This is a genomic window from Nonomuraea angiospora, from assembly GCF_014873145.1.
Classification (GTDB): domain Bacteria; phylum Actinomycetota; class Actinomycetes; order Streptosporangiales; family Streptosporangiaceae; genus Nonomuraea; species Nonomuraea angiospora.
Map to the genome: position 1 here is coordinate 4,593,778 of NZ_JADBEK010000001.1, position 24,426 is coordinate 4,618,203.

Here is a 24,426-nt window from a genome sequence, read left to right on the forward strand (position 1 = left end):
TCGTTTCGTCGTTGCTGGAAGGTTTTGATCTTTGAGGCGGCTACTCACGGTCCTGCTGCTCGCCTTCGCCGCCGCCGGGATCGCCCCTCCCGCGGCACAGGCGCACAACGTGCTCGTCAGCAGCGACCCCAAGGACGGGGCCACGTTGCCGGCCGCGCCCGCGCAGGTGACGCTGGTGTTCGACCAGGCGGTGCGGCAGGGCTACGCGCAGGTGGGCGTGACGGGCCCGGACGGGTCCTCCTGGGCGGACGGGGCGGCGGAGGTGGCCGCCGAGCGGGTGTCGGTACGCGTCAAGCCGCTGCCGTCCGCGGGCGCGTACACGGTGGGCTACCGGATCCTGTCGGCCGACGGCCACCCGGTCACCGGCAAGATCACCTTCACCCTCGCCGCCGGGGCCGGCACCGGCGGCCCGGCGCAAAGCTCGGGCCAGAACACGGGCCAGAACACGGGCCAGGACGCCGGTCAGAACGCGGGCCAGAACACGGGCCGGGGCGACGCCGGGCAGGCGGCGCAGGACGCGAAGGCGCAGGCCGCCGAGGCGGCCGCCAACGGCGGCGCGGGCATGGCGGTGGTGTGGATCGTGGGCGCGCTGCTGCTGCTCGCCGCCGGCACGGCGGTGGCCCTGCGCCGCTCCCGCCCGGCCGCGCCCGCCCCGGGCTCCTCCGGAGAGGCCCAGCCCGATGGCACCGGAGAGGCCCAGCCCAGCGCCGCCGGAGAGGCTCAGTCCGGTGGCACCGGCGCAGCCCAGCCCAATGCCGCCGGTGAAGAGGCGCGGGCATGACCGTCACCGCGCCTCCGCTCCCGCGCCAGCGGGTCGGCGGGCGGCTGGTGGCCGGGGCGTTCGGCGTCTGCGCGATCGTCGCCGCGGTGGCGGCGAGCACGTTCACCGCGCAGGAGGCCGTCCCCGGCATCCCCATGCCCGGCCCGCTGGTGTCCTTCGGGCTGCCCGTCGTGCGGGTGCTGCTCGACCTGGCCGCCGTCGCCGCGGTCGGGCTGAGCCTGCTGCCCAAGCTGCTCGGGTTCGACGCCCCCGAGCGGACCGAGCCCGTCATGCTCAGGGTGCGGCCGCTGGCCGTGCTGGCCGCCTGGGCGTGGGCGATCTGCGCGCTGCTGACCATCGTGTTCCAGACGGCCGAGCTGAATCCCGGCAGCGTGCCCACGTTCGGGATGATCGCCGGCTACGTCGAGACCGTCGGCACCGGTCAGGGGCTGCTGTTCAGCGCGGCGTGCGCGCTGGCGGCGGCGGGCATCGGGCTCATGGCGGTGCGGTTCGGCGAGAAGGTGCCGGCCGAGCTGCGGGTGATCGTGGCATTGTTCGGGCTGCTGCCCATCCCCGTCACCGGGCACGCCGTCAACTCGATCTGGCACGACCCGATCATGGTCTCGATGGAGATCCACGTGATGGGCGCGGCGGCGTGGACGGGCGGGCTGGTGGCCACGGCCGTGTTCGTGGCGCCGCACCGGGAGCTGCTGGCCGTGGTCCTGCCCAGGTTCTCCAGGATCGCCACGGTGTGCCTGCTCCTGGTCGGGCTGTCGGGGCTGGTCAACGGGCTCGGCACGATGGCGCTCACCCCCGGCGTGACGCTGCCCGGCGCGCTGCTGACCAGCCACTACGGCGTGCTCGTGGTGATCAAGACGGTCCTGGTGGCGGCGCTGGTGCCGCTGGCCGCCCACATCCGCTTCCGCCTGATGCCCGCCATCCGCGCGGGCCGGGCCACCGCCCTGGTGGGCTGGGCGGCGGCCGAGGTGGCCGTGATGGGGCTGGCCTACGGCGTGGCGGTGGCGATCACCCGGGCCTCGATCGGCTGAGCCCCGCGCCGCCTGGCGGCCAGCCATTCGGCCGCCAGCCAGAGGGCCAGCAGGCCGAGCCCCGCCCAGACGGCCGACGACGGGGCCAGCGGGGGCGCTCCGAGCAGCCCCTTCTGGCCCTTGATCGCGCCGTACACGCCGCCCATGATCACGCTCTGCGCCGCCAGCGCGCCGTAGGCGGCGGCCGTGACGCCGACGGTCCCGAGCACGGCCCGTACGTACGGCATGCGCACCAGGAACGCCAGGTCCACCACCAGCCCCGCGACGACCAGGAAGAACGGCACCGCCGACGGCGGGAACCCGGTGAAGGTCAGCAGCGGCCAGAGCAGCGTGCGGACCCCCACGTAGGCGCCCGCCACCAGCGTCGCGGCCCCGAACCTGCCGATCAGCAGCCTGGCCACGACCAGCACCGACAGGCCGACGACCACCGCGTAGGCGGGGTAGAGGAAGTCGGGGACGGGCAGCGAGAACGCCGTCATCATCGCCCGGTCCACCGGCCGCTCCATCTGGCTGGCCGCGAACTGGAGCAGGATCGGCTCGGCGTAGGTCGCGTGGTTGTCCCAGGCGCCGATCGACAGGATGCCGTACTCCTGGTGCTGCTCGGGGAAGTGCACGTTCTCCAGGAAGAACGCGAAGAACGCGCCCAGCACGACGGTCCGCTCCCGCCCCGGCGGCGCGCCCATGAACCAGCCGCGGAGCACGCCCGCGATCATGAAAAACGTTCCAAGGTAGAGCATGATGTGCGACGGGCTCCACGAGGTGATGTCGAGCCCGTTGACACGGTGGTTGATCAGGTCGAGCGGGACCGCGACCAGGAAGATCCCGGTGCCCCACTGGATCAGCCGCAGCGCCGCCTTGTCCACGCCGTAGCCGGTGTATCCGTGGATGACGGTCAGCGCCACGGCGATGGCCGTGCCGGCGGAGTTGAGCAGGTGGGGCGGGGCGAGGTCGTCCCGCAGCCACTTGAAGTGCCACGAAACGTCCCACGCCGAGCCGAGCAGCTTGAGCGTGAACGCCACCAGCCAGCCGAAATAGAGCACCCTGAACAGATCCTGCGGCGTCTCACGCCCCGCCTGGCCCCTGGTCCAGTACGGCAGGGCCCACTCGGCGGCCCTCTTGAGAGATGCTGGAGACTTCACGGGAGTGAATCTTACGGTTCCCGGGGCTGAGCTGTTGCTGGGGTAATGCCAGGCAATGTCCTGGCAGGTCAGGCGGGGGCCGAGGCCCGCAGGGAGTACAGCAGCGGGATCCTGGGCGCACCCTGCGGGAGCCGGAAGCCCTCCTGCCCGTCGACCAGCGTGCGGAAGCGGCGGAAGAACGTGCGGTCGTGCTCGCGCAGGAACTCCACCCGCAGGCCCGCCGCCGCGACCGCGCTGACGACCTCGCCGAGGCCGTGCTGGAACTGCACGGAGGTCTGGTGCTCCAGGATTTCGCCGCCGGTGTAGGTGTGCGGGTACTCCCAGACGTGCGGGCCCAGGTCGAAGTAGTCGTGGGTGACGGTGGTGCCCGTCTCGTCGTCCATGGTGTCGGCGAACGGATGGAACTCGGCGAGATAGAGGAATCCGCCCGGCTTGAGCAGCGCGGCTACCGTCCGCGCCCAGCCGGTGAGGTCGGCCAGCCACACCAGCGCGCCGAGGCCGGTGTAGACGATGTCGTACGTGGCCCCGCCGAGCGCCTCGACCGCGTCGTAGACGTCGGCGGTGACGAATTCGGCCGGGAGGCCGCATTCGGCGGCGATGGCCCTGGCCTGCTCGACGGCGGCCTCGGAGAAGTCGAGGCCGGTCACCTCGGCGCCGAGCCTGGCCCACGACAGGGTGTCCAGGCCGAAGTGGCACTGCAGGTGCAGCAGGTGGCGGCCGGTCACGTCGCCTACCTCGTCCCGCTCGAACGCCCGCAGGGGGCTCCGGCCCGCCTTGAAGCCCTCGACGTCGTAGAAGTCGCTGGCGACGTGGATGGGGACCCGCCCGTCCCAGTTGGCCCTGTTGACGTCCAAGTAGTCCATGGGTGGGCAGCGTAGGCGAGCCCCGGGCCGCGGCGCCGCTGGTTTTCGGTGGGCCGGGGGCCGGTCAGAGGCGCCTTCTCGTCAGCCGTACCGGGAGGTGCTTGAGCCCGTTCTGGAAGTTGGACGTCAGCCGGCGCGGGCTGCCCGCGAGCTCGACGTCCCATTCGCGCAGCAGCCCCGTGAACACCGAGCGGAACTGCGCGCGGGCCAGGTGGGCGCCGAGGCAGAAGTGGGGGCCGAACCCGAAGCTGACGTGGTCGTTCGGGGCGCGGGAGACGTCGAAGCGGTCGGGGTCGGGGAAGACGGACGGGTCGCGGTTGGCGGAGGCGTGGTAGACGACCACCTTGTCCCCGGCGCGGATGCGCCGGCCGTCCAGGGTGAGGTCGCGGGTGGCCGTCCGCCGGAAGTGCATGACCGGAGGCCAGAAGCGGAGCATCTCCTCGATGGCGGAGCCGAGCAGCGACGGGTCCGCGCGCAGGCGGGCCAGCTCCGCGGGGTGCTGGAGGAGTGTGAGCAGCCCTCCGGGGATGCCGTTGCGCAGGGTCTCGTTGCCCGCGACGGCGAAGAGGAAGAACATGTTCTCGAACTCGGCCTCCGTCAGGCCGCCCTTCCGCATGGCCGACATGACGGACTCGTCGTTCGCGGGGGCCTCGGCCAGGGCGTGCGCGTAGGCGAACATGTCGGTCAGCGCGGCCTTCGAGCGCGGGTTCACCCCCGGCGCGAGCTCCGGCCTGGACGCGACGGCCAGGCGGCCCATCGGGGTGAGCGACGCGACGTCGGCCGTGGACAGGCCCGCGTAGTCGGCGTCCTGGTAGCCGATCACGCGCGACGCCCAGTCGTACAGCAGCCGCTTGTCCTGCGCCGGGACCCCCATGACGTGGGCCAGCGTCCACACGGGCAGGTCGGCGGCCACCTCCACGAAGTCGCACTCGCCTTGCGCGAACAGCGCCGCGGCCCGCTCGGCGATCGTGCGCTCCAGGGCGCGCACGGCCCTCGGGGTGAAGGCCGCCGCCACGATCCGGCGCAGCCTGGAGTGGCCGGGCGGGTCCATGTTCAGCATCTGGACCTGCACGAACGCCAGGTCGGCCGGGGTGTCGGGGTCGCGGATCTGGGTGGCGCCGAGCTGCGAGGAGAAGTCCTCGGGGGTGCGCAGGACGTGCTTGACGTCGGCGTGCCGGAACACCCCCCAGTAGCCGGGGCCCTCCCGCCAGGGGCCGACGGCGGGCTCCGGGATCCGGCAGACCGGCGACTCCTCCCGCAACGCGGCGAACAGGTCGTACGGGACGGCCGACTCGTACGTGGCCGGCATGAACACCTCGGCCACCGGCCGCCCGCTCGCACCCGCCATGCCGCCCGCCCTTCGTTCGTCGGTCGTATCTCCGCCCTATACCGGCACCCTGACAGGACGCAAGCGGCCGAGCCAGGAGCGGCGGGGCGCCGCGGCGGGCATCATGAGCGCGTGACTCCAGCAGACGCAGAGGCGATCCTCCAGGAATACTTCGCCCCCTGGATCCAGCGGCTCGGGTTGCGCGTGGAGGAGGTGGGCGAGCGCCACGCCGTCGTACGGCTCCCGTGGTCCGACGACCTGGCCCGGGAGGGCGGCGGGCTGTGCGGCCAGGCGATGATGGCGGCCGCCGACACCGCCACCGTCATCGCCATCTCCTCGGCGCGCGGCTCGTTCGTCCCGATGACCACGGTGCAGCAGTCGACGACGTTCCAGCGGCCGGTGCTGGGCAAGGACGTCCTGATCGACGTCCGCATCACGAAGCTGGGCCGCACCCTGGCCTTCTCCGACGTCACCCTCACGGCCGCGGGCAGCGCCGAGACCGCCGCCCAGGCGACGACCGTCTACGCCATCCTGGCCTGATCCCGCAGCTCAGCCCTTGATCTCAGGGATCTCTCAGGTGCGGAAAGTAGGCTCACGGTCATGAAGCGTGTGGCCGCGCTGGTAGCGGCGCTCGCCCTCATCGGGGTGACGACGTGGCTCGTGTGGCCGTCGGCTCCTGCGGTGCGGGGCCAGGACCAGAGGATCGCCGTCGTCGACGGACCCGGCGACGACCAGCGGGTGGAGCTCGATACGACCTTCTTCCCGCCGCCCGGCGGCGGGAAGGCTCCGGCCATACTGATCGGGCACGGCTTCGGCGGCAGCAAGCAGAGCGTGCGGGACCAGGCGGTCCGGATCGCCCAGCAGGGCTACGCCGTGCTGACCTGGTCGGCGCGCGGGTTCGGGCGCTCGACCGGCGAGATCGCGCTCAACTCGCCCGACTACGAGGTCAAGGACGTCAAGCAGCTGATCGACTGGCTGGCCAAGCGCCCAGAGGTGCAGCTCGACGCGGCGAACGACCCGCGCGTGGGCATCGCGGGCGGCTCGTACGGCGGCTCCATCGCCCTGATGACGGCCGCCTACGACCACCGGGTCGACGCCATCGTGCCCCAGATCACCTGGGCCGACCTGGCCGACGCGCTCTTCCCCAACGCCGCCGCGCAGGGCGCCGGCCCCGCCGCCGTCGGCCAGGACGCCGAGCACGGGGTCTTCAAGCGCATGTGGGCCGGCATCTTCTTCGGCCAGGGCGTCTCGCTGGACAGCTTCGCGGGGCGGGGCGAGCGGCAGGCCGCCGCCGGCCCGCTGACGCCCGAGCAGGCGCGGTGCGGCAGGTTCCTGCCCGCGATCTGCGACGTCTACCAGCAGGTCGCCAAGGACGGCAAGGCCACGCCGGAGGCCGTCGCCCTGCTGCGCAAGTCGAGCCCGGTCACCGTGGCCGGCCAGATCAAGGCGCCGACCCTGCTCATCCAGGGCCAGCGCGACTCGCTCTTCCCGCTCGGCCACGCCGACGCCAACGCCAAGGCGATCGCCGCCGCCGGCACCCCGGTGAGCCTGGCCTGGTTCGACGGCGGGCACGACGGGGGCAACGGCGAGGCGGACTGGGTGTTCGAGCAGTCCACGGCCTGGTTCGCCCGCTACCTGAAGGGTGACAAGTCGGCGCCGGCGGTGAGCGCGTTCACGGTGACGCGCGACGGCGGCCGCGACCCCGGCACCCGCCAGCGCATCCGCCTGCACCCGGAGGCCGGCTCCTACCCCGGCCTGGCCGGCACCGGCACCACCACGGTCCAGCTGAACGGCCCCGCCCAGAACATCGTCAACCCGCCGGGCGGCGCGCCCGCCTCCATCTCGACGGTCCCCGGCGTCGGCGGCCTGCTGGGCGGCGGCCAGGGCGGCGCCGGCGTGTCCATCGACATGCCGGGCCAGAGCGCGGCGTTCGAGTCCCGTCCGCTCACCGCCCCGCTCCAGCTCACCGGCAGCTCCACAGTCCGGGTCAAGGTGTCGGGCAAGGGCGAGGCGACGCTGTTCGCCAAGCTGTACGACGTCGCCGACGGCACCCAGCCGCCCGCCCTGCCCGCCGGGCTGGTGGCGCCGGTCCGGGTGACGATCCCGGAGGGCGCGGGCAGCGCGGAGGTCACGGTCACCCTGCCCGCCGTGGACTACCGCTTCGCCGCGGGCCACCGGCTCCGGCTGGTCCTGACCACGACGGACATGGGCTTCGCGACCGCCGCCGAGCCCGCCTCGTACCAGGTGTCCCTGGCCTCCCCCGCGCTGACCGTGCCGACGGTGCGCACGCTCGCCGCGCCGCCGAGCGGGGTGGCGTGGTGGGTGTGGGCGATGCCGCTGGCCGCCGTGGTCGTCGCCGCCGTGCTGCTGGCGACGGGGCGCACCCCGTCCCGCCTGCGCCGTCCTGCTTCCGACGACGGGGCCGGCGACAAGGACGTGCCGCTGGAGATCAGCGGCCTGACCAAGGCGTACCGCAACGGCGAGCTGGCCGTGGACGGGCTGTCGTTCCGCGTCGAGCGGGGCCAGGTCCTGGGCCTGCTCGGGCCGAACGGCGCGGGCAAGACGACCACGATGCGCATGATGATGGGCCTCATCCAGCCGGACGGCGGCGAGATCCGGATCTTCGGCGACCGCGTCACGCCGGGGGCGCCCGTGCTGTCCAGGCTCGGGTCGTTCGTGGAGGGGCCGGGGTTCCTGCCGCACCTGTCCGGGCGGGACAACATCGAGCTCTACTGGGCCGCCACCGGACGGCCCGCCGCCGACGCGCACTTCGACGAGGCGCTGGAGATCGCCGGTCTGGGCAAGGCCCTGGACCGGGCCGTACGCACGTACTCGCAGGGCATGCGCCAGCGGCTCGCCATCGCCCAGGCCATGCTCGGGCTCCCGGACCTGCTGGTGCTCGACGAGCCCACGAACGGTCTCGACCCGCCCCAGATCCGGGAGATGCGCGAGGTGCTCAAGCGCTACGCGCAGGACGGCCGTACCGTGATCGTCTCCAGCCACATGCTGGCCGAGGTCGAGCAGACCTGCAGCCACGTCGTGGTCATGCACCGGGGCCGCCTGGTCTCGACCGGGCCGGTGTCGCTGCTGCTCACGTCGGCCACCGTCCCCTCCAACGGGCACGGGCCGCGCCTGGAAGACGTGTTCCTCGACCTCATCGGAGACAAGTCATGACCGTCGCCGCGCCGGGCTACGCGCCCCGTCGCACGCTGCCGCTGCGCGTGGAGATCGTCAGGCAGTTCAAGCGGCGGCGGACGCTGGTCATGTTCGGGCTGCTGCTGGCGCTGCCGTGGATCCTGGTGATCGCGTTCCAGTTCGGGCCGCAGCCGAGCGGGCAGGGGCAGTCGTCGCTGCGCATCTCCGACCTGGCGACGGCCAGCGGCCTGAACTTCGCCGCCTTCGCCCTGTCGGTGTCGGCCAGCTTCCTGCTGGTGGTGGCGGTCGCGCTGTTCTGCGGCGACACCGTGGCCAGCGAGGCCAACTGGTCGTCACTGCGCTACCTGCTGGCCGCGCCGGTCCCCCGCGACCGGCTGCTGCGCCAGAAGCTGATCGTGGCGCTGGGCTACTCGGCGGCGGCGGTGATCTGCCTGCCGCTGATGGCGCTGCTCGCGGGCACGCTGGCGTTCGGCTGGAACGACATCCAGGTGCCCGGCACGGGCGAGACCATCCCGGCCCTGGACGTGCTGCCGCGCTTCGGCATCGTGATCGGGTACGCGCTGGTCAGCCAGCTGGTGGTGGCCGCGCTCGCGTTCCTCGTCTCCACCATGACCGACTCCCCGCTCGGGGCCGTCGGCGGCGCGGTCGGGCTCTGGATCGTCTGCAACATCCTGCAGGCGGTGGAGGCGCTGGGCTCGCTGCGCGAGTTCCTGCCCACGTTCTGGAACAACGCCTGGCTCGACGCGCTGATGCCGGAGCTGGACTGGAGCGGCATGGCGAAGGGCGCGTCGGTGTCGGTCACGTACGCGGCCCTGCTGATCGCGCTCGCGTTCCGGCGCTTCCGGCGCAAGGACGTCGTGAGCTAGGCCGTGAGCTAGGCCGTGAGCTAGGCCCAGTCGAACGACCTGGCCACGGCCTTCTTCCAGCCCGCGTACGCCTCCTCCCGCCGCTCCTCGCTCCACCGGGGCTCCCAGCGGCGGTCCTCGGCCCAGTGCGCCCGCAGCTCCGAGACGTCCTTCCAGTATCCGGAGGCGAGCCCGGCGGCGTACGCGGCGCCGAGCGCGGTGGTCTCCGACACGACCGGGCGGCTGACCGGGACGCCCAGGATGTCGGACTGGAGCTGCATGCACAGGTCGTTCACGGTGACGCCGCCGTCCACCTTGAGCACGTCCAGGACCACCCCGGAGTCCTGCTGCATCGCCTCGACGACGTCGCGGCTCTGGTAGCAGATCGCCTCCAGGGCCGCCCTGGCGAGGTGGGCGTCGGTGTTGTAGCGCGACAGGCCGACGATCACGCCGCGGGCGTCGGCGCGCCAGTACGGGGCGAACAGGCCGGAGAACGCCGGCACGAAGTACATCCCGCCGGAGTCCTCCACCTGCCGGGCCAGGGCCTCGCTCTGCTCCGCGGAGGTGATGACGTGGAGCTGGTCGCGCAGCCACTGGACCGCCGAGCCGGTCACCGCGATGGACCCCTCCAGCGCGAACACGGCCGGCTGGTCCCCGAACTTGTAGGCCGGTGTGGTGAGCAGCCCGCTGCGCGAGCGCACGCGGTCGGTGCCGGTGTTGAGCAGCAGGAAGTTGCCGGTGCCGTAGGTGTTCTTGGCCTCGCCGGGCGCGAAGCAGACCTGGCCGACGGTGGCCGCCTGCTGGTCCCCCAGGATCGCGCTGATCGGCACCTCCCCGCCGACCGGCCCGTATGGGAGCGTGGTCCCGTACATGGCGGGGTCGGCCGACGGCCGGATCTCGGGCAGCATCCGGCGCGGGATCCCGAAGAACGACAGCAGCTCGTCGTCCCAGTCGAGCGTCTCCAGGTCCATCAGCATCGTCCGGCTGGCGTTGGTCACGTCGGTGATGTGCACGCCGCCCTTGACGCCGCCGGTGAGGTTCCACAGGGTCCAGGTGTCGGTGTTGCCGAAGACGGCCTCGCCCCGCTCCGCGTCCTGGCGGACGCCCTCCACGTTCTCCAGGATCCACTGGATCTTGCCGCCGGAGAAGTACGCCTCCGGCCGCAGGCCCGTCCTGTCGCGGATGACCTCCCCGCGCCCGTCCTGCTCCAGCGCGGCGGCGATCCGGTCGGTACGGGTGTCCTGCCACACGATCGCGTTGTAGTACGGGCGGCCGGTCCGCCGGTTCCAGACGACCGTGGTCTCGCGCTGGTTCGTGACGCCCAGGGCCGCCAGGTCCTTGGCGTGCAGCCCGGCACGCTGGATCGTCGTCTGGATCACGGCCGCCGTCACGGTCCAGATCTCTATCGGGTTGTGCTCGACCCAGCCCGCCTTCGGCAGGATCTGCTCGTGTTCGAGCTGGTATTTGGCGACCTCGGCGCCGTCATGATCGAAGATCATGAATCGGGTGCTGGTGGTGCCCTGATCGACGGCTCCCACGAACTCGGGCATGTCTCTCTCCTCTGCAAGATTCCGGTCAGATCTCCACCGGCTGCACGATCCCGCGCTCCTCGCTCGGCGGGAGGAACCGGGCGATGCACGCCTGGTAGAGGCCGGCGCCGATGAGACCGCCGATCAGCGGGCCGACGATCGGCACCCAGAAGTACAGATCGCCGTACTGATCTCGCCAGGCGGTGGAGTAGCCGGTGAGGTAGCTCGCCAGGCGCGGCCCGAAGTCGCGGGCGGGGTTGATCGCGTAGCCGGCGTCGGTGCCGAAGGACATGCCGATCCCCACGATGAGCAGGCCGACGACGACGGGGCCGAGGTTGGCGCTGGGGGCCATGTTGGCGACGTCGGACACGGCGAAGATGACGAAGAGCAGGATGGCGGTGCCGATGATCTGGTCGCGGAACCCGCCCCACATGTTCACCGGCAGCACCCCGTTGCCGGGCAGGGTCGAGAAGACGCCCTGGGTCTTGATCGTGTGGCTGGGGTCCACCATGGTCAGCACCTCGGTGTAGTTCCACCGCACGATGAGCGCCGCGATGAAGGCCCCGGCCGTCTGCGCCAGCGCGTACGGCAGGACCTTGCCCCAGGCGAAGCCGCGGAAGACCGCGAACGCCAGCGTGACCGCCGGGTTGAGGTGCGCGCCCGTGGTCCGGCCCGCGACGTAGACGCCCAGCGTGACGCCGATCCCCCACGCCCAGGCGATGCTGTCGTGGTCGCCGAGCTTGCCCGCGACCACCTGGGCGACCACGCCGACTCCGAACAGAATGAGCACCAGCGTGCCGGCGAACTCGGCGATCAGCTCACCGGTCAGCCCTATCCGGTCGCGACGTCCGGTCACCGGTCCTCCTTGCGCGTGTGATCGTCGTGTGCCATTCCCGATTTCGAGACATGCATACGGTACGCACGCTATACGTCACGCAAAGTGACTTCGGAGGTCGTTCGCGCTCGCCGGTGGAGCTCGACACCCTCCCGGGACGCGGCTGTCCGGCGTGGCGCGAGCGTCGCCGAGCGTGCTCGCGCGGCAGTCGCGCCGCCTCCGGTGTGGACGAGCACACCCGCGCCGCGTCCGGGCCGCGTCCGGTGTGGCCGAGCACCCCGCGCTGCGGTCGGTGTGGCTGAGTGCGGCCGAGCCGCGTCCTGGTGTGGCCGAGCACCCCCGCGCCGCGTTCAGTGTGGCTGAGTGCGGCCGAGCCGCGGTCGGCGCGTGGAGCGGCGAAGTCGTCCACGGCGGCCGGTTCCGGCTGTTCGCCGGGAGGTGCCTGACGCGGGACCGCCTACTGGTCGGAGACGTTTCGGCTGAAGGTCACCAGGGCGGTCCCCGGACCGTTGTAGCCGGGGACGGGCTCGCTGACCTCGAATCCCATGCGCCGGTGGAACGCTATGGACGTCTGGTTGACGGGCGAAGTGATCGCCTTCACGACGCGGCGATCGTGGCGACGCGCCAGGTCGAAGAAGCGTTCGTACATGGCACGGGCCACGCCGCCCGTCCTGGCCTCCGGTGAGACGCCGACGAAGTGGATGTACGCCTCGTCCGGCTCGGACGGGGAGATGAAGCCGATCAGGAACCCCGCCATGCCCGCCGGCCCTTCCGCGATCAGGCTCGTCCCGTGGAAGTGGTCGAGGAAGAGCCTGGGCAGGGAGGGCAGGATGGGCCGGCCCCACCACTCGTCGACGACGGCGGCTATGGGGTCGTAGTCGGCGGGGGTGGCGGGGCGCAGCTCGTACGCGGGCGACGTCATGGGCTCCTCTTGCGTTGATCGGGTCGGCCGGCCGGCGTCATCCGACCCGCGCGGCGATGGTCCGCGCGCACTCCAGGGACTCGGTACGCGTGGTGTCCACCTCCAGGTCATAGGTCACGCCCTGGTGGACCACCTCCGCCTGCAACTCTGCCATCCCCCGGACCCGGTCTCCCCGGGCGATCTCCCTGCCCGCGGCGACCGCGCTCTCACACCTGACACCGACCCACAGCACGTCCAGCCCGGCAAGAGCCTTCTGCCAGCGCTCCTGGGACGCGGCTCCACCGAGGAAGACGTCGTCGATGATGACCCGGGCACCCGCACGGACCATCGCGGCGACCCCTTCCGCCCACGCCGCGTCCAGCAGCCGGAACTGCGGCCCGACGCTGACCCCGCCGTCCGGAGCGAACTCGATGCCCGCCTCCGATCCCTGCATGGACGCCGGCATGGCCTCGAGCAGCGAGTCGACCCCGAAGGCGAGCCATGGATCCGGCAGGACCGCCTGCAGACACCGGACGATCCCGGACTTGCCCGAGCTGGAACCGCCGTTCAACACGATCACCTGAGTAGTCACCGGCCCACGATAGGGGTGCTCCCCGGCAGCCCCAAAGGCATTTTTCGGGGCTGCTCGGAATCTGCGCCAGCGAGCAGCCAGCCCGCCACCGTCGCAGTGCAGTCGCGGTCGAGGTCGCGGTCGCGGTCGCGGTCGCGGTCGCGGTCGCGGTCGCGGTCGCGGCAGGTTCGGCGGTCAGCGCTCGTCGGGATCGGCCGATGGGGTGACAGTCCGGTTCGTTCCAGCCGGATCCTGAGGTGTCCGGGTGACCAGGTCGCCCGACAGGTCCCCGCTCGACTGCTCGGCCGTCCAGGAGGTGAGGATGCGCAGGGCATCGTGCGACGGGCTGCCAGGCTCGGCGGTGAGGACCATGAGCCGCTGCCCCGAGCCGTCGGGGCTGGTCCACGTATCACAGTCGAGCGTGAGATCACCGACCAGCCGATGCCGGTAGTGCTTGGTGCCATAGCTGGCGGTGTTGACCCGATGCTCGGCCCACCAGGTGCGGAAGTCGGCGTCATGGAGGGACAGTTCACCGACGAGGCGGGCAAGCTCAGGTCGTCAGGGTCCGCGACTGCCTCCATGCGCAGCGCGGCGACGGCATCGCGGGCGTCATGCTCCCACTGCCGGTGCATGCCTCGCATGACCGGATCCGTGAACAGCAGGCTCACATAGTTGCGCCGAGGTGACGGAACGTGCGAGAAGTCGAGGTACAAAGCCGCGGCGGCGGCGTTCCACTCCAGGATGTCCAGGCGTTTGCCCAGCACGATGGCCGGGGTCTGGGTGAGCTGGTCAAGGAGGCGTCTCATGGCGGGCCGTACGCGCTGCGCGGACCGCCGCCGACGCGGCCGGGCGTCGGCCTTGCCGGCGAGTTCGTACAGATACCGCTGCTGGTCGTCGTCGAGACGCAGCGCACGGGCGAGGGTGGCGAGCACCGACGCGGACGCCCGGACGCGGCCCTGCTCCAGCCGCGTGTAGTAGTCGACGCTGATCGCCGCGAGCTGAGCGACCTCCTCACGACGCAGGCCCGCGACCTTGCGGTGAGTGTCCGTCTCGGGCAGGCCGAAGTCCGCCGGGGCCAGTTGTGCCCGGCGAGCTTTGAGGAACGCGCCCAGCTCGCTGGGATCGCGTGCGGGAGTCATGCTCCCCATTGTCCCGACCGGCCACACCCATGTGAGGGGGCAGGTTCTTTCCCAGGCAAGAACCTGCCGCTTTTGCGCGCCCGGGACTGGGCCGACCGTAGAGACAGGTCCGGCGCGGTGCCGGGCCCGGAGCCCACCACATCGGTGTGGCCCTGCCAGGACAACACCTGCGGAGAACCCCGTGACCAAGACCGACATCACCTTCGACAGCGCCGGCATCCCCCTCGCCGGCCACCTCTATCTCCCCGACACGCCGGCAGCGGGCCCGCATCCGGCGATCGTCGTCGGTCACCCCGGCGCCGGCGTGAAGGAGCAGACCGCCGGACTGTACGCGCGGCGCCTGGCGGAAAGGGGCTTCGTCACGCTGGCCTACGACGCGGCCTACCAGGGCGAGAGCGGCGGCGAGCCGCGCGGTCTGGAGGATCCCGCCCAACGCGTCGAAGACCTCAAGGCTGCCGTCTCCTTCCTCGCCACCCGCGGCGAGGTCGCGGCAGAACGCATCGGCGCCCTCGGCATCTGCGCCTCCGGCGGCTACGTACTCCCCGCCACCGCGAGCGATCACCGCATCAAGGCCGTCGGCACGGTCAGCGCCGTCGACATCGCCCGCCAGTTCCGCCTGGGCTCCGACGGGACCCAGGACCCCGCCGTGTTCCAGGCCATGCTGGACACTGCCGCCCGCGCACGCACCGCTGAGGCCCGCGGCGAGCAGCCGCCGGTCCTCACCCTCTTCCCCGACACCGCCGAGCAGGCCCGCGCGCTCGGCGGAGAGCACGGCGTCGAGGGCTTCGACTACTACCGCACCCCGCGCGCCCACCATCCCCGCGCGGCGAGCTTCTTCACCTGGACCAGCATCGACAAAATGGCCGCCTTCGACGCCTTCGCCCCGATCCCGCTGATCGGGTCACGGCCGCTCCTCATGGTCGTCGGCACCCGCGCCGTCACCTCGTGGATGAGCGTCGAAGCGTTCCAGCGCACCATCGGGCCCAAGGAGATCCACTGGATCGACGGCGCCAGCCATGTCGACCTCTACGACAACAAGCAGTACGTGGACACCGCTGTCGAGAAGCTCGCCGGCTTCTTCACCGAGCACCTGGGCCAAGCGGTCCAGGGTTCGTCGTCAGCCCGGAGGCCGAACGACCGCTGCTTTCGCATGTGAGGGCGGTCTCGTCATCGCCCGGCGGCGATGCCGCGCAAGCCCCGACGCTTCGGCGAAGTCCTCATCCTCGAACAGCGCTCCCAGCTCGTCACGGATCCTGATCGCCAGGCTCCCCTGGGGGAACGCGACCCGTGCGGCCTCTGCGGTGGCACTGGGGATCAGCTCGGACTCGACTCGGCGTAGCGACACCAACGGCCCTCCTTCGAGGAGATCAACGAAGAAGCCCTTGTCTCGAACGGTCTTGGCTCCAGCTGAATGAGATCTCTGGCGTCAGTTAGCGATCTGTACGGTGTGACGTGAACGAGTATCCGGTTACCGGGCCCATCGGCTCAGCGGCGTGGGGAGCGTTGGTGTCGGGATGACGGAGCAGACAGCAAAGATCGAGTCGCGTTGTGATGGTTGCGGGGGCATCCTGGTCCGCCAGGTGAACCAGTTCATCGACCGCGGGCAGCTGTGGTGGGATGCCGAGGCCTCCTGCGCGTCCTGCGGTGTTGGCTGGTGCGAGAGCTTCGAGTCAGGAAAGCCGCCGGAAGTTGTCCGCAGTGCCCTGCTGGCGGCGAATGGCCCAAGCCGACTGCGTGTGGTCGGTCCGGCGCCGAACCTGGTCTCGGTCTTAAAGGTTCTGCGGGAGGTCTGTGAGGTGCCACTCCCCCAGGCTCGTGAACTCGCCGACGAACTCATTGACGCCGGCTTGGTCGGGACGCTGGTGGAGATGGAGTTTCTGCGAACCCGGCTGCGGGGCCGTGGCGTCGCAGCCGAGGTGAGTCTTGCCGGCCAGTCCGCCCCGGGAGCGGCCGAGGTGTGATCGCCGGGCGCGTCGCCTCTTTCCCAACCGGTGGCGGCGGCGTGCTGGTGGACCCTGACGCGGAGCCTCATGATCTTCGAAGCCCCCCGGCGGCGGCTTCGATCTTGACCGGCGCGCGTCTCCTGCTTGCAGTGCCGGCACCAGCATGATTCCTGTGGCTGGGCGATCGGACGACGGGCTCTCGACACGTGGCCGGCCGTCGACCGCACCATGCGCGATCTGCGAGCGCGGGCCGGAAGGCACCCGGTCCGGGGCGGGCATCAGCTGGCCCACCGCTTCGCCGGTCAACGGGCGGGCTCCAGCGGGCCAACCCGGTGCTCCCATTGTGGAAGGCCGGGTTTTCAGGCCCAGTGTGGAGGCTTGTTGTCCAGGTAGAAGGCGTCCGGGTCGGTCTCGGGCCAGTCGCCCCAGCCCTCGTCCGTGTCGTCCGCTGTCTGCTCCGGTAGAAAATCGTTCACGACGGACATGCTACTCGGGCATACAAAGCGCCCGGCGTGTCCGCAGGTCCAGGGACAGGCGGGGGCGGCGGCGGTACGATGCCAGAGCAGGTGTCGCCTATCCCCCCGTGAGGCTGCTCATGGCAACCCCGACCGGCTGGCAGCGAGACGGCAATCTACCGGCGGAGCTCACCAGCTTCGTCGGCAGGACGCGGCTCCTCGCCAACCTCAAACGGCACCTCGGCGAGTCCCGCCTGGTGACCGTGACGGGCATCGGGGGCGTGGGCAAGTCGCGTACGGTGCTGAGGCTCGCGCATCTCGTCCGGTCGCAGTATCCGGACGGCGTGTGGTTCGCCGATCTCGGGCGGTTGCAGGACGCGGGCATGGTCAAGCACACCATCGCCTCCGCGCTGGGCATCGCCGACCAGTCCTCGCGGGCCGAGTCGGAGTCGCTGTCGGAGTGGGTGGGCGAGCGCGACATGCTGCTCATCATCGACACCTGCGAGCACCTGGTGCACGGGTGCGCCGAGCTGGTGCACGAGTTGCTGGAGGCGGCGCCCAATCTGAAGGTGCTGGCCACCAGCCGCCAGTCGCTCAACCTGCCGTACGAGCACGTGGTCCCCGTGCCGCCGCTGCAGGTGCCGTTCGAGGATCCGGGCGAGAGCCTGTTCACGAACGAGTCCGTGCAGCTCTTCGCCGAACGCGCCGGGGCGAGCGTGCCCGACTTCGTGCTCGACGAGGACAACATCGGCGCCGTGGCCGAGCTGTGCCGCAGGCTCGACGGGATCCCGCTCGCGATCGAGCTGGCGGCCGTGCGACTGCGGGCGCTGTCGGTGGAGCAGATCCTCGCGCTGCTGACCGACCGGTTCAGCCTGCTGGCGGGCGCGAGCCGGACGGCGCTGCCGCGGCACCAGACGCTGCGGGCGGCCATCGGGTGGAGTCACGAGCTGTGCGAGCCCGCGGAGCGGCTGCTGTGGGCGCGGCTGTCGGTGTTCGCCAAGGACTTCGAGCTGGACGCGGCCAGGTTCGTCTGCTCCGACGGGCGGCTGCCGTCCGAGGACATCACCGATCTGGTCACGGGGCTGGTCGAGAAGTCCATCCTGCTGATCAGGAGCAACCACGCCGGGGTCCGCTACAAGCTCATCGACACCCTCGCGGAGTACGGCGAGGAGTGGCTCGACAAGCTCGGCCAGCGGGAGCAGATGCAGCAGCGGCACCTGGAGTACTACCTGAGTCTGGCCCAGCGCAGCGAGGACGCCTGGTCCGGGCCGCGGCAGATCTACTGGTTCGTCCGCATGCGGCAGGAGCACGACAACGTCCGGGTGGCGCTCGACCATGCGCTCAAGTCACCGGGCAAGTCGGTGCTGGCGCTGACTCTGCTGTCGTCGTTGTGGTTCATGTGGATCTGCTGCGGGTTCGTCCGTGAGGGGCGGCTCTACCTGGAGAAGGCGCTCCAGGCCAACCCCACCGCGAGCAAGGAGCGCTGCAAGGCGCTGTGGGTGCTCTCGTACGTGCGCAGCGCCCAGGGCGACAGCATGGGCGCGTTGAAGGCGGCCGAGCAGTGCAGCACCGAGGCCGTCAGGGTCGGCGACTCCAGGGCCGTGATCCTGGCCTCCAAGATGCAGGGCACGGCCGCGCTGCTCCAGGGCGACCTGCAGAAGGCCAGCGCGCTGCTGGGCGTGGCGATCGAGTTCAACACCGACAACAAGGAGCTGAACCCCGGCCTGCTGCCCGCCATCGTCGAGCTGTCGCTGGTGCTGTCGTCGCAGGGTGAGTTCTACGAGGCGGAGTCGCTGCTGCTGGACTGCCTTCAGGTGTGCCGGGAGCGCGGCGAGCTCTGGGTCAGCTCGTACGCGCAGTGGGCGCTGGCCTTCACCAGGCTCGCGACCGGCAGGGCGGAGGAGGCGCTGCAGAGCGCCAGGGAGGGGCTGCGGATCAAGCGGCACTTCCACGACACGCTCGACACCCTGCTGGCGCTGGAGACCTGCGCGCGCATCTTCGTCATGCGCGACGAGCTGGCGCTGGCCGCCAAGCTGCTCGGCGCGTTGCACCAGAACTGGAGGTCGGCCGGCCTGCCGCAGATGGGCGCGCCGTTCCTGACCGACGACCACAACGTGTGCGTGCGCGATTGTGTGCGGCGGATGGGCGAGCTGGCCTACAAGAACGCGTTCGAGGACGGCGCCAGGCTCGATCTGGACGAGGCGTCCGAACTCGCGCTCGGGGGCGAGCCGGACGCCTCTGACTGACGCCGGCCTCAGCCCGCCTGGGGCCAGCGGGTGTCCTCGGGCCAGGCGTGCACGTAGCGTGCGCTGCCGAGGGAGAACTCGATGTGCCCGCGCACCCAGTGTTCGAGCCCCCGAACATACTTGCGGACCGGCAGCGACGCCCAGTGCTCCAGCGCCGCGCGCCGCTCGACGAACGCGGCGATCGCGCCGTTGTGCATCTGCGCGACCTCGCGCAACGCGCTCTGGAGGGAGAGCGCCTTGTGCGTGGCCAGCACGGTGACGAGGTTGTGCCGGGCCTTGTCGTTCCCCCGTTCCTTGGCGTACGAGAGCAGGTCGTTGTCCCAGCCGATGAGGTCGCACGCCAGGTCGGAGAGCGCGCGCACGTCGGGATGATGCCACTCCTCCGCCTCGAGCCGGTAGCCGCCGCCGGCGTCGATGAGAGCGAAGCAGGTGTACGTGGCCCCCGTGATGCGGCGCATCAGCACGTAGTCGTCAGGGGTGGGGATCAGGTCGACTTCGCGGTTGGCCGCCTCCCAGATCTGGGCGAACAGGTACTCCTTCACCGTGATCCGCCACCGGTCCACTTGCGCGGGGGTGGCGGCTTCGGAGATCCGGTGCAGGAGCTCGTTGAGCGCGAGGCCGAACGGGTCGTCGGCGTCCGGCTTCCTGCGCCCGTCGAGGATCTCGAGGAGCGGCGGCAGGGCGCGGGCCAACGCGGAGGCCCGGTGTCCCATCAGCTCGCCCTCGCAGAACGCGTCGTCGAACGCGAAGAGCCAGTTGTACCAGTCGTTGATCAACCGGAGGCTGTCACGCGGCACGGTCGGGTTGGTCCGGGCCGCGAGCAGCCCGATCTTGGAGCACCGGAAGTGCTCGATCGCCTCGGCGCCGGCGAGCATGTTTGAGGCGGCCAGCCATGCATGACTCTCCGCGTCGACCTCCGCGGCATGCACGTTGATCTCGTTCGGGAACGGACATGGCAACGGAGGGATGTGGAGTGGTCGCCTACCAAATGTTTGCGCAGAAGTAGCCACGCCATCCAGCATGACGAGGCAGTGCACGAAAGGCCACAGTCGGCAACTTCGAGGCTTTTAGTGCTTATTTCATACTATGAATCGCTTTGCGTGAACCATTGGATAAACTGGCCATTTACCACATTCGCGCCGCGCGCAACGCCGACGGCGAGCCCGCGCCGCGACCGCCGCTCCCATTCGATAACGCTCTGACCACGACAGACTCCTTTTCGTGGCGAGCGGCGTCAGATTCCCTGTCGGGGACCCGGCAGAAATCGGGGCCCCATGTTACAAGTACGCGAACAGTCCCAGCGTGACCGTAATAAGCCGCAGGCACCAGCAAAGTGTCACCTTTGCCGTCGGTCGCGTCGACAGGCGCCCGACCTCGGCCTACGCCCCCGCCATCCCCAGGGCACCCCTCCTGGCCAGGGCGGACATCCCGGCTGCGAACCCCTGAGCTTCGGGTCCGTGGCGATGTGTCCCATTGACCCTCGATAGGGTGCCGTGCGCGGAATCGTTCCGACCCGCCGTAGGTTCTGGTGAAGAGTACCTAGGGAAAGGCTGTCCAACCGTGTTCGACCCGAAGGATCTCTACGAGCTCGCAGACGACGCGCCCGAGCTGCCCGATCCGGTGTTGCTGTACCACTTCGACGGCTTTGTCGACGCGGGCGCCGCCGGACGCCTCGCGCTGGGCCACCTGCTGGCCGAGCTGGAGCACCGGGTCGTGGCGACGTTCGACGTGGACCGGCTGCTCGACTACCGGTCTCGCCGGCCCATCATGACCTTCGACACTGACCGATGGGTGGAGTGCGAGAGCCCGGAATTGGCCGTTCATGTCGCGAAGGACGCGACGGGAACGCAGTTCCTCGTGATGAGCGGGCCCGAGCCGGACCGGGAGTGGGAGCTGTTCACCAAGGCCGTGTCGGACCTGGTGGAGCGCTTGAAGGTGAGCAAGATCGTGACGCTCCACGGCATCCCCATGGCGGTCCCCCACACCCGCCCGCTCGGCCTCACGATGCACGCCAGCCGGCCCGAGTTGATCAACTCCCAGACGAGCGCGTTCGGACGGGTCCAGGTGCCGGGGAGTGTGGCGGCGCTGCTGGAGCTCCGGCTCGGGGCGCAGGGGCACGACGCGCTGGGGTACGCGATCCACGTACCGCACTACCTGGCGCAGGCCGAGTACCCGACCGCCGCCGTCACCGGGCTGGAGGCGGTGACGCGGGGCACGGGGCTGGTGTTCCCACTGGACGCGCTGCGCGACGCGGCCCGCCGCACGACGACGGAGATCGAGGATCAGATCCAGGCCTCCACCGAGCTCTCCACCGCGATCAAGGGGCTGGAGCAGCAGTACGACGCGTTCGCGGGCGGCGCGGAGCGCGAGAACCTGATGGCCGAGACGACCCCGATGCCGACGGGGGACGAACTGGCCGCCCAGTTCGAACGCTTCCTCGCCGAGCGCGACGACGAGTAAAACCCCACATTTCCATATTTTACGGTGGCCCGAGCCGGCACCACCCGCCGCACGTGGCCGGGGCCTGTCCAGGGTGACGCTCACCAGGTGTGCGTGGCGGGCCACCGTCACGCCGCCCCGTGGGCCGTCTGGGTGGTGCTTTCGTGACCCCGGGAGAAGGGGCCTCTTTGTGTGCCCGGAAACGGGCCCTTCGTGACCCCGGAGAAGGGGGCGCCTTCGTGACCCCGTAGACAGTGGTGCCTTCGTGACCCCGGAAACAGGGCCGGGGGCGGGGGCCGGGGGCCGGCTGAGGGGTCTCGCCGGGCCTGCCGGATAGCCTGAGGAGATGACTGACATCCGGGTCGGACTGGTCGGCTACGGCACCGCCGGAGCGTATTTCCACGCCCCTCTCATCCACGCCACCCCCGGCCTGTCCCTGGCCGCCGTCGTGACCGGCAACCCCGCCCGCCAGGCCGAGGTGGCCGAGAAGTACGGCGCGACCCCGGTGGCCGACGTGGAGGAGCTGTGGAGCCGGTGCGATCTCGTCGTGGTCGCCTCCCCCAACAGGACCCACGTGGCCACCGCCGCCGCCGCGCTCACCCGCGGCCTGCCCGTCGTCGTGGACAAACCCCTGGCCAGGACCGCCGAGGAGGGCCGGGAGCTGGTGCGGCTGGCCAAGGAGCGCGGGCTCATGCTGACCGTGTTCCAGAACCGGCGCTGGGATGGCGACTTCCTCACCATTCGCAGGCTGGTCGAGCAGGGGCGGCTGGGTGAGGTGCTGCGCTTCGAGTCGAGGTTCGAGCGGTGGCGGCCGGTGCCCAAGGGCGGCTGGCGGGAGACCGGGGGCGCGGAGGAGATCGGCGGACTCCTCTACGACCTGGGCAGCCACCTGGTGGACCAGGCCCTGCAACTGCTCGGCCCGGCGCGCGAGGTCTACTGCGAGAGCGACGTGCGACGCGAGGGGGTGGCCTCCGACGACGACACGTTCATCGCGCTGACGCACGCGGGCGGGGCCCGGTCGCACCTGTGGATGAGCTCGGTGGCGGCCTGGCGGGGGCCCCGGTTCCGGGTGCTGGGCTCGTCGGCCGGGTTCGTGAAGTACGGGATGGACGTGCAGGAGGAGCGGCTGCGGGCGGGGATGTCGCCCGGTTCGCCGGAGTTCGGGGAGGACGACGAGGGGAGCTGGGGGCTGCTCGGCACGGAGGAGGCCCATCGTGCCGAGCGGACGGAGCCGGGGGCGTACCTGGACTTCTACCGTGGGGTGGTGGCGACGCTGCGGGAGGGCGCGCCACCGCCCGTGGACCCGGAGAGCGTGATCGACACGCTGACCGTCATCGAGGCCGCCCACCTGTCGGCCACCCAGCGCATCGTCACCCACCTGGGCTGATCCACCCACCGCCCGGACGCGAGCGGCGGACCACTCGCGTCGAACGGCAACCAGCGTCGGCGCGTAGACGGGTCAGTCGCGTAGGCGGGCTCGCAGGGCGGCTGAGTCGGCGTCGGTCCAGCCATGCCGGGTCAGCCAGCCCATCGGCCCGCCGAACCGCTCGTCCAGCACCTGGAAGAACTGCTCGATGTACCGGGCCCGCGGCATGTGGTCGTCCGCCGGCCGCGAGTCCAGATCGCCCCGGTACGTCTCGCTGCTCCGCAGCCGCTTGAGGATCAGCTCCAGCCGCTCCCCCGTCGCCACGTAGTCCTCGACGATCGCCTCGCGGGTCGCCTCCGCCACCTCCAGCGCCAGCGCCGCCAGCACTCCGGTGCGGTCCTTGCCCGCCGCGCAGTGCACCAGCGCCGCCCCGTCGTCCAGCGACATCGCGCGCAGCGCCGCCACCACCGCGTCCGGACGGTCGCGCAGGTAGCCGAAGTAGAAGCCGGTCACCCGCAGCTCCTCGTCCAGCCCGCGCTCGGCCCAGGGCAGCACCCGGTCGCCGTCGATGGTGTCGGCCTCGACGTCGGTGTGCGTGCCGCCCTCCGCGAACAGCGTCAAGTGGTGGTGGCGCACCTCGGGGACCAGGGTGAGCGGCCCCGGCCCCTCCAGCGCGACCTCGGCGTTCGAGCGCAGGTCCACGACGTGCCGCAGCTTCAGCTCACCCACCAGCACCGCCACGTCACCGGGCGTGAGGCCCTGCAGGTTGTCGGCGCGGAAGATCCGCCCGCGACGGGTGCGGCCGCCGTCGCGAGTCGGCAATCCGCCCAGATCACGCGCGTTGACCGCGCCTTCCAGGTCTATCCACCTCATCATCTCGTCCATTATTGCGACCCTATATGTCCGCCAATCATGAGCGGATTCAAGGTTCATAACGCAGCATGAACGTATGGATCCACGACCTCTGCCGCCACGGCTGGTGATCGATCCAACGCTGCACCCGGAGATCTCGGTCGAGCTGCGGTCCAGCCCGCACATCCTCCGCCTGGCTCGATCCGGTGTGCGCGTGGACACCACGAAGAACCCCGCGCTCCTCTTCGTGATCCCGGCCCTCCTGATGGTGATCGCCGTAGCGACCGGCATGACAGCCCTGCTGGTCCCCGGTGTGGGGCTCGGGCTGATCGTCCTGTTCAGGTGGATGGCGTTGGACGGCACCTACCGCTCGACCAGGCGGCGGATCCGCGCCGCCCAGGTCCACGCCAACCGCTTCATCCTCCCCGAGGACCTGGACTACCCCTGCCAGCGGCTGCTGCGCAGGGCGCAGAACGCGGTCGAGGCGATCATGGCCTCCCGCGTCCACCGGGACGGCCTGATCGACACCATCGACAACCGGGTGTCGCTGCCCGAGGAGGTCTGGCAGATCGCCCAGCGGCTGCGGAAGCTGTCGGCCATGCACGCCGAGCACGGCAAGATCGTTCCCCGCGAGCTGCCGCCCGGCATGGAGGACGCGTTCAAGCCCTACACCACCGCTCTGGACGCCGCCTGGACGTCGCTGTCGCACCGCGTCCGCCACCTGGAGAAGTACGCCAAGCAGGTGGTCAAGGCGGACAAGGTCTACCACGCGCACCGGCGGCTCGAGGCCCTGGCCGCCAAGACGCCCGAGTACCAGCAGCTGATCGCCGACACCGTGCGGGACGAGATGGCCCACGAGCGCATCAGGGAGCTGGCCGATCAGGCGGCGCACGTGCGCAAGCTGTTCGAGGAGAGCATCGCCCAGGCCAGACTGGCGGCGGGCGAGCTGATCCGGACCCCCCTCACCTGAGCAGGACCCCACTCACGTGAGCAGCACCCCCTCGCGTGATC

The 24,426-nt window shown here is 70.9% G+C and carries 21 protein-coding genes; 11 read left to right on the top strand and 10 right to left on the bottom strand.

Annotated elements, in window-relative coordinates; genetic code table 11:
* Nucleotides 1-31 precede the first annotated feature (31 nt).
* Both H4W80_RS20750 and H4W80_RS20755 read left to right on the top strand, forming a co-directional pair.
* Nucleotides 32-781 (top strand): copper resistance CopC family protein, encoded by a 750-nt coding sequence (locus tag H4W80_RS20750; RefSeq protein ID WP_192786605.1) that lies wholly within the window; start codon nt 32-34, stop codon nt 779-781.
* Complete coding sequence (locus H4W80_RS20755; protein WP_192786606.1) at nt 778-1,809, top strand: copper resistance D family protein; 1,032 nt, start codon at nt 778-780, stop codon at nt 1,807-1,809. The genes H4W80_RS20750 and H4W80_RS20755 overlap by 4 nt, the downstream gene beginning before the upstream one ends.
* Here H4W80_RS20755 and H4W80_RS20760 read toward each other — a convergent pair.
* The 3 genes from H4W80_RS20760 to H4W80_RS20770 form a co-directional block, all read right to left on the bottom strand.
* A complete protein-coding gene (locus H4W80_RS20760) occupies nt 1,767-2,948 on the bottom strand; it encodes a hypothetical protein (RefSeq protein ID WP_318786971.1) in 1,182 nt (393 codons plus the stop codon). The two genes, H4W80_RS20755 and H4W80_RS20760, sit on opposite strands and share 43 nt — an antisense overlap.
* A gap of 68 nt (nt 2,949-3,016) precedes the next feature.
* Nucleotides 3,017-3,811, bottom strand: coding sequence for a class I SAM-dependent methyltransferase (locus tag H4W80_RS20765; RefSeq protein WP_192786607.1), 795 nt, complete (start codon nt 3,809-3,811; stop codon nt 3,017-3,019).
* 64 nt (nt 3,812-3,875) lie between these two features.
* Nucleotides 3,876-5,159: a cytochrome P450 gene (locus H4W80_RS20770; protein WP_192786608.1), complete on the bottom strand. Its 1,284-nt coding sequence runs from the start codon at nt 5,157-5,159 to the stop codon at nt 3,876-3,878.
* Nucleotides 5,160-5,270: 111 nt separating this feature from the next.
* Between H4W80_RS20770 and H4W80_RS63690 the strand changes: the two genes are divergently transcribed.
* The 3 genes from H4W80_RS63690 to H4W80_RS20785 are packed head-to-tail and all read left to right on the top strand — an operon-like array spanning nt 5,271 to nt 9,160.
* Nucleotides 5,271-5,678, top strand: a complete 408-nt coding sequence (locus H4W80_RS63690) for a PaaI family thioesterase (protein WP_192786609.1) — start codon at nt 5,271-5,273, stop codon at nt 5,676-5,678.
* A 60-nt stretch (nt 5,679-5,738) separates the two neighbouring features.
* Nucleotides 5,739-8,312 (top strand): CocE/NonD family hydrolase, encoded by a 2,574-nt coding sequence (locus H4W80_RS20780; protein WP_192786610.1) that lies wholly within the window; start codon nt 5,739-5,741, stop codon nt 8,310-8,312.
* Nucleotides 8,309-9,160: an ABC transporter permease gene (locus H4W80_RS20785; RefSeq protein WP_192786611.1), complete on the top strand. Its 852-nt coding sequence runs from the start codon at nt 8,309-8,311 to the stop codon at nt 9,158-9,160. The genes H4W80_RS20780 and H4W80_RS20785 overlap by 4 nt, the downstream gene beginning before the upstream one ends.
* Nucleotides 9,161-9,180: 20 nt before the next feature.
* On the opposite strand, the gene glpK is transcribed toward H4W80_RS20785, so the two are convergent.
* The 5 genes from glpK to H4W80_RS20810 all read right to left on the bottom strand — a co-directional run bounded on the left by glpK (nt 9,181) and on the right by H4W80_RS20810 (nt 14,114).
* Nucleotides 9,181-10,689, bottom strand: a complete 1,509-nt coding sequence (gene glpK, locus H4W80_RS20790; protein ID WP_192786612.1) for a glycerol kinase GlpK — start codon at nt 10,687-10,689, stop codon at nt 9,181-9,183.
* A 25-nt stretch (nt 10,690-10,714) separates the two neighbouring features.
* Nucleotides 10,715-11,524, bottom strand: a complete 810-nt coding sequence (locus H4W80_RS20795) for an MIP/aquaporin family protein (RefSeq protein WP_318786972.1) — start codon at nt 11,522-11,524, stop codon at nt 10,715-10,717.
* 436 nt (nt 11,525-11,960) lie between these two features.
* Nucleotides 11,961-12,425, bottom strand: a complete 465-nt coding sequence (locus tag H4W80_RS20800) for a GNAT family N-acetyltransferase (RefSeq protein ID WP_192786613.1) — start codon at nt 12,423-12,425, stop codon at nt 11,961-11,963.
* Nucleotides 12,426-12,462: 37 nt separating this feature from the next.
* On the bottom strand, nt 12,463-12,996 hold the full coding sequence (cpt, locus tag H4W80_RS20805; RefSeq protein ID WP_192786614.1) for a chloramphenicol phosphotransferase CPT: 534 nt from the start codon (nt 12,994-12,996) through the stop codon (nt 12,463-12,465).
* Nucleotides 12,993-14,114: a helix-turn-helix domain-containing protein gene (locus H4W80_RS20810; RefSeq protein ID WP_264085995.1), complete on the bottom strand. Its 1,122-nt coding sequence runs from the start codon at nt 14,112-14,114 to the stop codon at nt 12,993-12,995. The genes cpt and H4W80_RS20810 overlap by 4 nt, the downstream gene beginning before the upstream one ends.
* Nucleotides 14,115-14,295: 181 nt before the next feature.
* Here H4W80_RS20810 and H4W80_RS20815 point away from each other — a divergent pair, with 181 nt between their 5' ends.
* The 3 genes from H4W80_RS20815 (at nt 14,296) to H4W80_RS20825 (ending at nt 18,758) form a co-directional block, all read left to right on the top strand.
* Entirely contained in the window at nt 14,296-15,270 is a 975-nt protein-coding gene (locus H4W80_RS20815) for an alpha/beta hydrolase (protein ID WP_192786615.1), read from the top strand.
* A 358-nt stretch (nt 15,271-15,628) separates the two neighbouring features.
* The gene (locus tag H4W80_RS20820; protein ID WP_192786616.1) at nt 15,629-16,075 is read left to right on the top strand and encodes a hypothetical protein; all 447 of its coding nucleotides are present in this window, start codon (nt 15,629-15,631) and stop codon (nt 16,073-16,075) included.
* A 577-nt stretch (nt 16,076-16,652) separates the two neighbouring features.
* Nucleotides 16,653-18,758 (top strand): ATP-binding protein, encoded by a 2,106-nt coding sequence (locus tag H4W80_RS20825; RefSeq protein ID WP_192786617.1) that lies wholly within the window; start codon nt 16,653-16,655, stop codon nt 18,756-18,758.
* Between the two features lie 8 nt (nt 18,759-18,766).
* Here H4W80_RS20825 and H4W80_RS20830 read toward each other — a convergent pair whose 3' ends face one another.
* A complete protein-coding gene (locus tag H4W80_RS20830; RefSeq protein ID WP_192786618.1) occupies nt 18,767-19,687 on the bottom strand; it encodes a terpene synthase family protein in 921 nt (306 codons plus the stop codon).
* Nucleotides 19,688-20,318: 631 nt separating this feature from the next.
* Between H4W80_RS20830 and H4W80_RS20835 the strand changes: the two genes are divergently transcribed.
* The gene (locus H4W80_RS20835; RefSeq protein WP_192786619.1) at nt 20,319-21,218 is read left to right on the top strand and encodes a proteasome assembly chaperone family protein; all 900 of its coding nucleotides are present in this window, start codon (nt 20,319-20,321) and stop codon (nt 21,216-21,218) included.
* 325 nt (nt 21,219-21,543) lie between these two features.
* On the top strand, nt 21,544-22,584 hold the full coding sequence (locus H4W80_RS20840) for a Gfo/Idh/MocA family oxidoreductase (protein ID WP_192786620.1): 1,041 nt from the start codon (nt 21,544-21,546) through the stop codon (nt 22,582-22,584).
* Nucleotides 22,585-22,656: 72 nt separating this feature from the next.
* On the opposite strand, the gene H4W80_RS20845 is transcribed toward H4W80_RS20840, so the two are convergent.
* Nucleotides 22,657-23,448 (bottom strand): tyrosine-protein phosphatase, encoded by a 792-nt coding sequence (locus tag H4W80_RS20845; RefSeq protein WP_192786621.1) that lies wholly within the window; start codon nt 23,446-23,448, stop codon nt 22,657-22,659.
* A gap of 64 nt (nt 23,449-23,512) precedes the next feature.
* On the opposite strand from H4W80_RS20845, the gene H4W80_RS20850 reads away from it, so the two are divergent.
* Nucleotides 23,513-24,385: a hypothetical protein gene (locus H4W80_RS20850; protein WP_192786622.1), complete on the top strand. Its 873-nt coding sequence runs from the start codon at nt 23,513-23,515 to the stop codon at nt 24,383-24,385.
* Nucleotides 24,386-24,426: the final 41 nt, after the last annotated feature.

Excerpts from the sequence above, each read along its gene's own strand:
- H4W80_RS20755 (WP_192786606.1), top strand. The coding sequence starts at position 778 with ATGACCGTCACCGCGCCTCCGCTCCCGCGCCAGCGGGTCGGCGGGCGG.
- H4W80_RS20765 (WP_192786607.1), bottom strand. The coding sequence starts at position 3,811 with ATGGACTACTTGGACGTCAACAGGGCCAACTGGGACGGGCGGGTCCCC.
- H4W80_RS20770 (WP_192786608.1), bottom strand. The coding sequence starts at position 5,159 with ATGGCGGGTGCGAGCGGGCGGCCGGTGGCCGAGGTGTTCATGCCGGCC.
- H4W80_RS20780 (WP_192786610.1), top strand. The coding sequence starts at position 5,739 with ATGAAGCGTGTGGCCGCGCTGGTAGCGGCGCTCGCCCTCATCGGGGTG.
- H4W80_RS20785 (WP_192786611.1), top strand. The coding sequence starts at position 8,309 with ATGACCGTCGCCGCGCCGGGCTACGCGCCCCGTCGCACGCTGCCGCTG.
- glpK (WP_192786612.1), bottom strand. The coding sequence starts at position 10,689 with ATGCCCGAGTTCGTGGGAGCCGTCGATCAGGGCACCACCAGCACCCGA.
- H4W80_RS20800 (WP_192786613.1), bottom strand. The coding sequence starts at position 12,425 with ATGACGTCGCCCGCGTACGAGCTGCGCCCCGCCACCCCCGCCGACTAC.
- H4W80_RS20810 (WP_264085995.1), bottom strand. The coding sequence starts at position 14,114 with ATGACTCCCGCACGCGATCCCAGCGAGCTGGGCGCGTTCCTCAAAGCT.
- H4W80_RS20820 (WP_192786616.1), top strand. The coding sequence starts at position 15,629 with ATGACGGAGCAGACAGCAAAGATCGAGTCGCGTTGTGATGGTTGCGGG.
- H4W80_RS20825 (WP_192786617.1), top strand. The coding sequence starts at position 16,653 with ATGGCAACCCCGACCGGCTGGCAGCGAGACGGCAATCTACCGGCGGAG.
- H4W80_RS20840 (WP_192786620.1), top strand. The coding sequence starts at position 21,544 with ATGACTGACATCCGGGTCGGACTGGTCGGCTACGGCACCGCCGGAGCG.
- H4W80_RS20845 (WP_192786621.1), bottom strand. The coding sequence starts at position 23,448 with ATGGACGAGATGATGAGGTGGATAGACCTGGAAGGCGCGGTCAACGCG.
- H4W80_RS20850 (WP_192786622.1), top strand. The coding sequence starts at position 23,513 with ATGGATCCACGACCTCTGCCGCCACGGCTGGTGATCGATCCAACGCTG.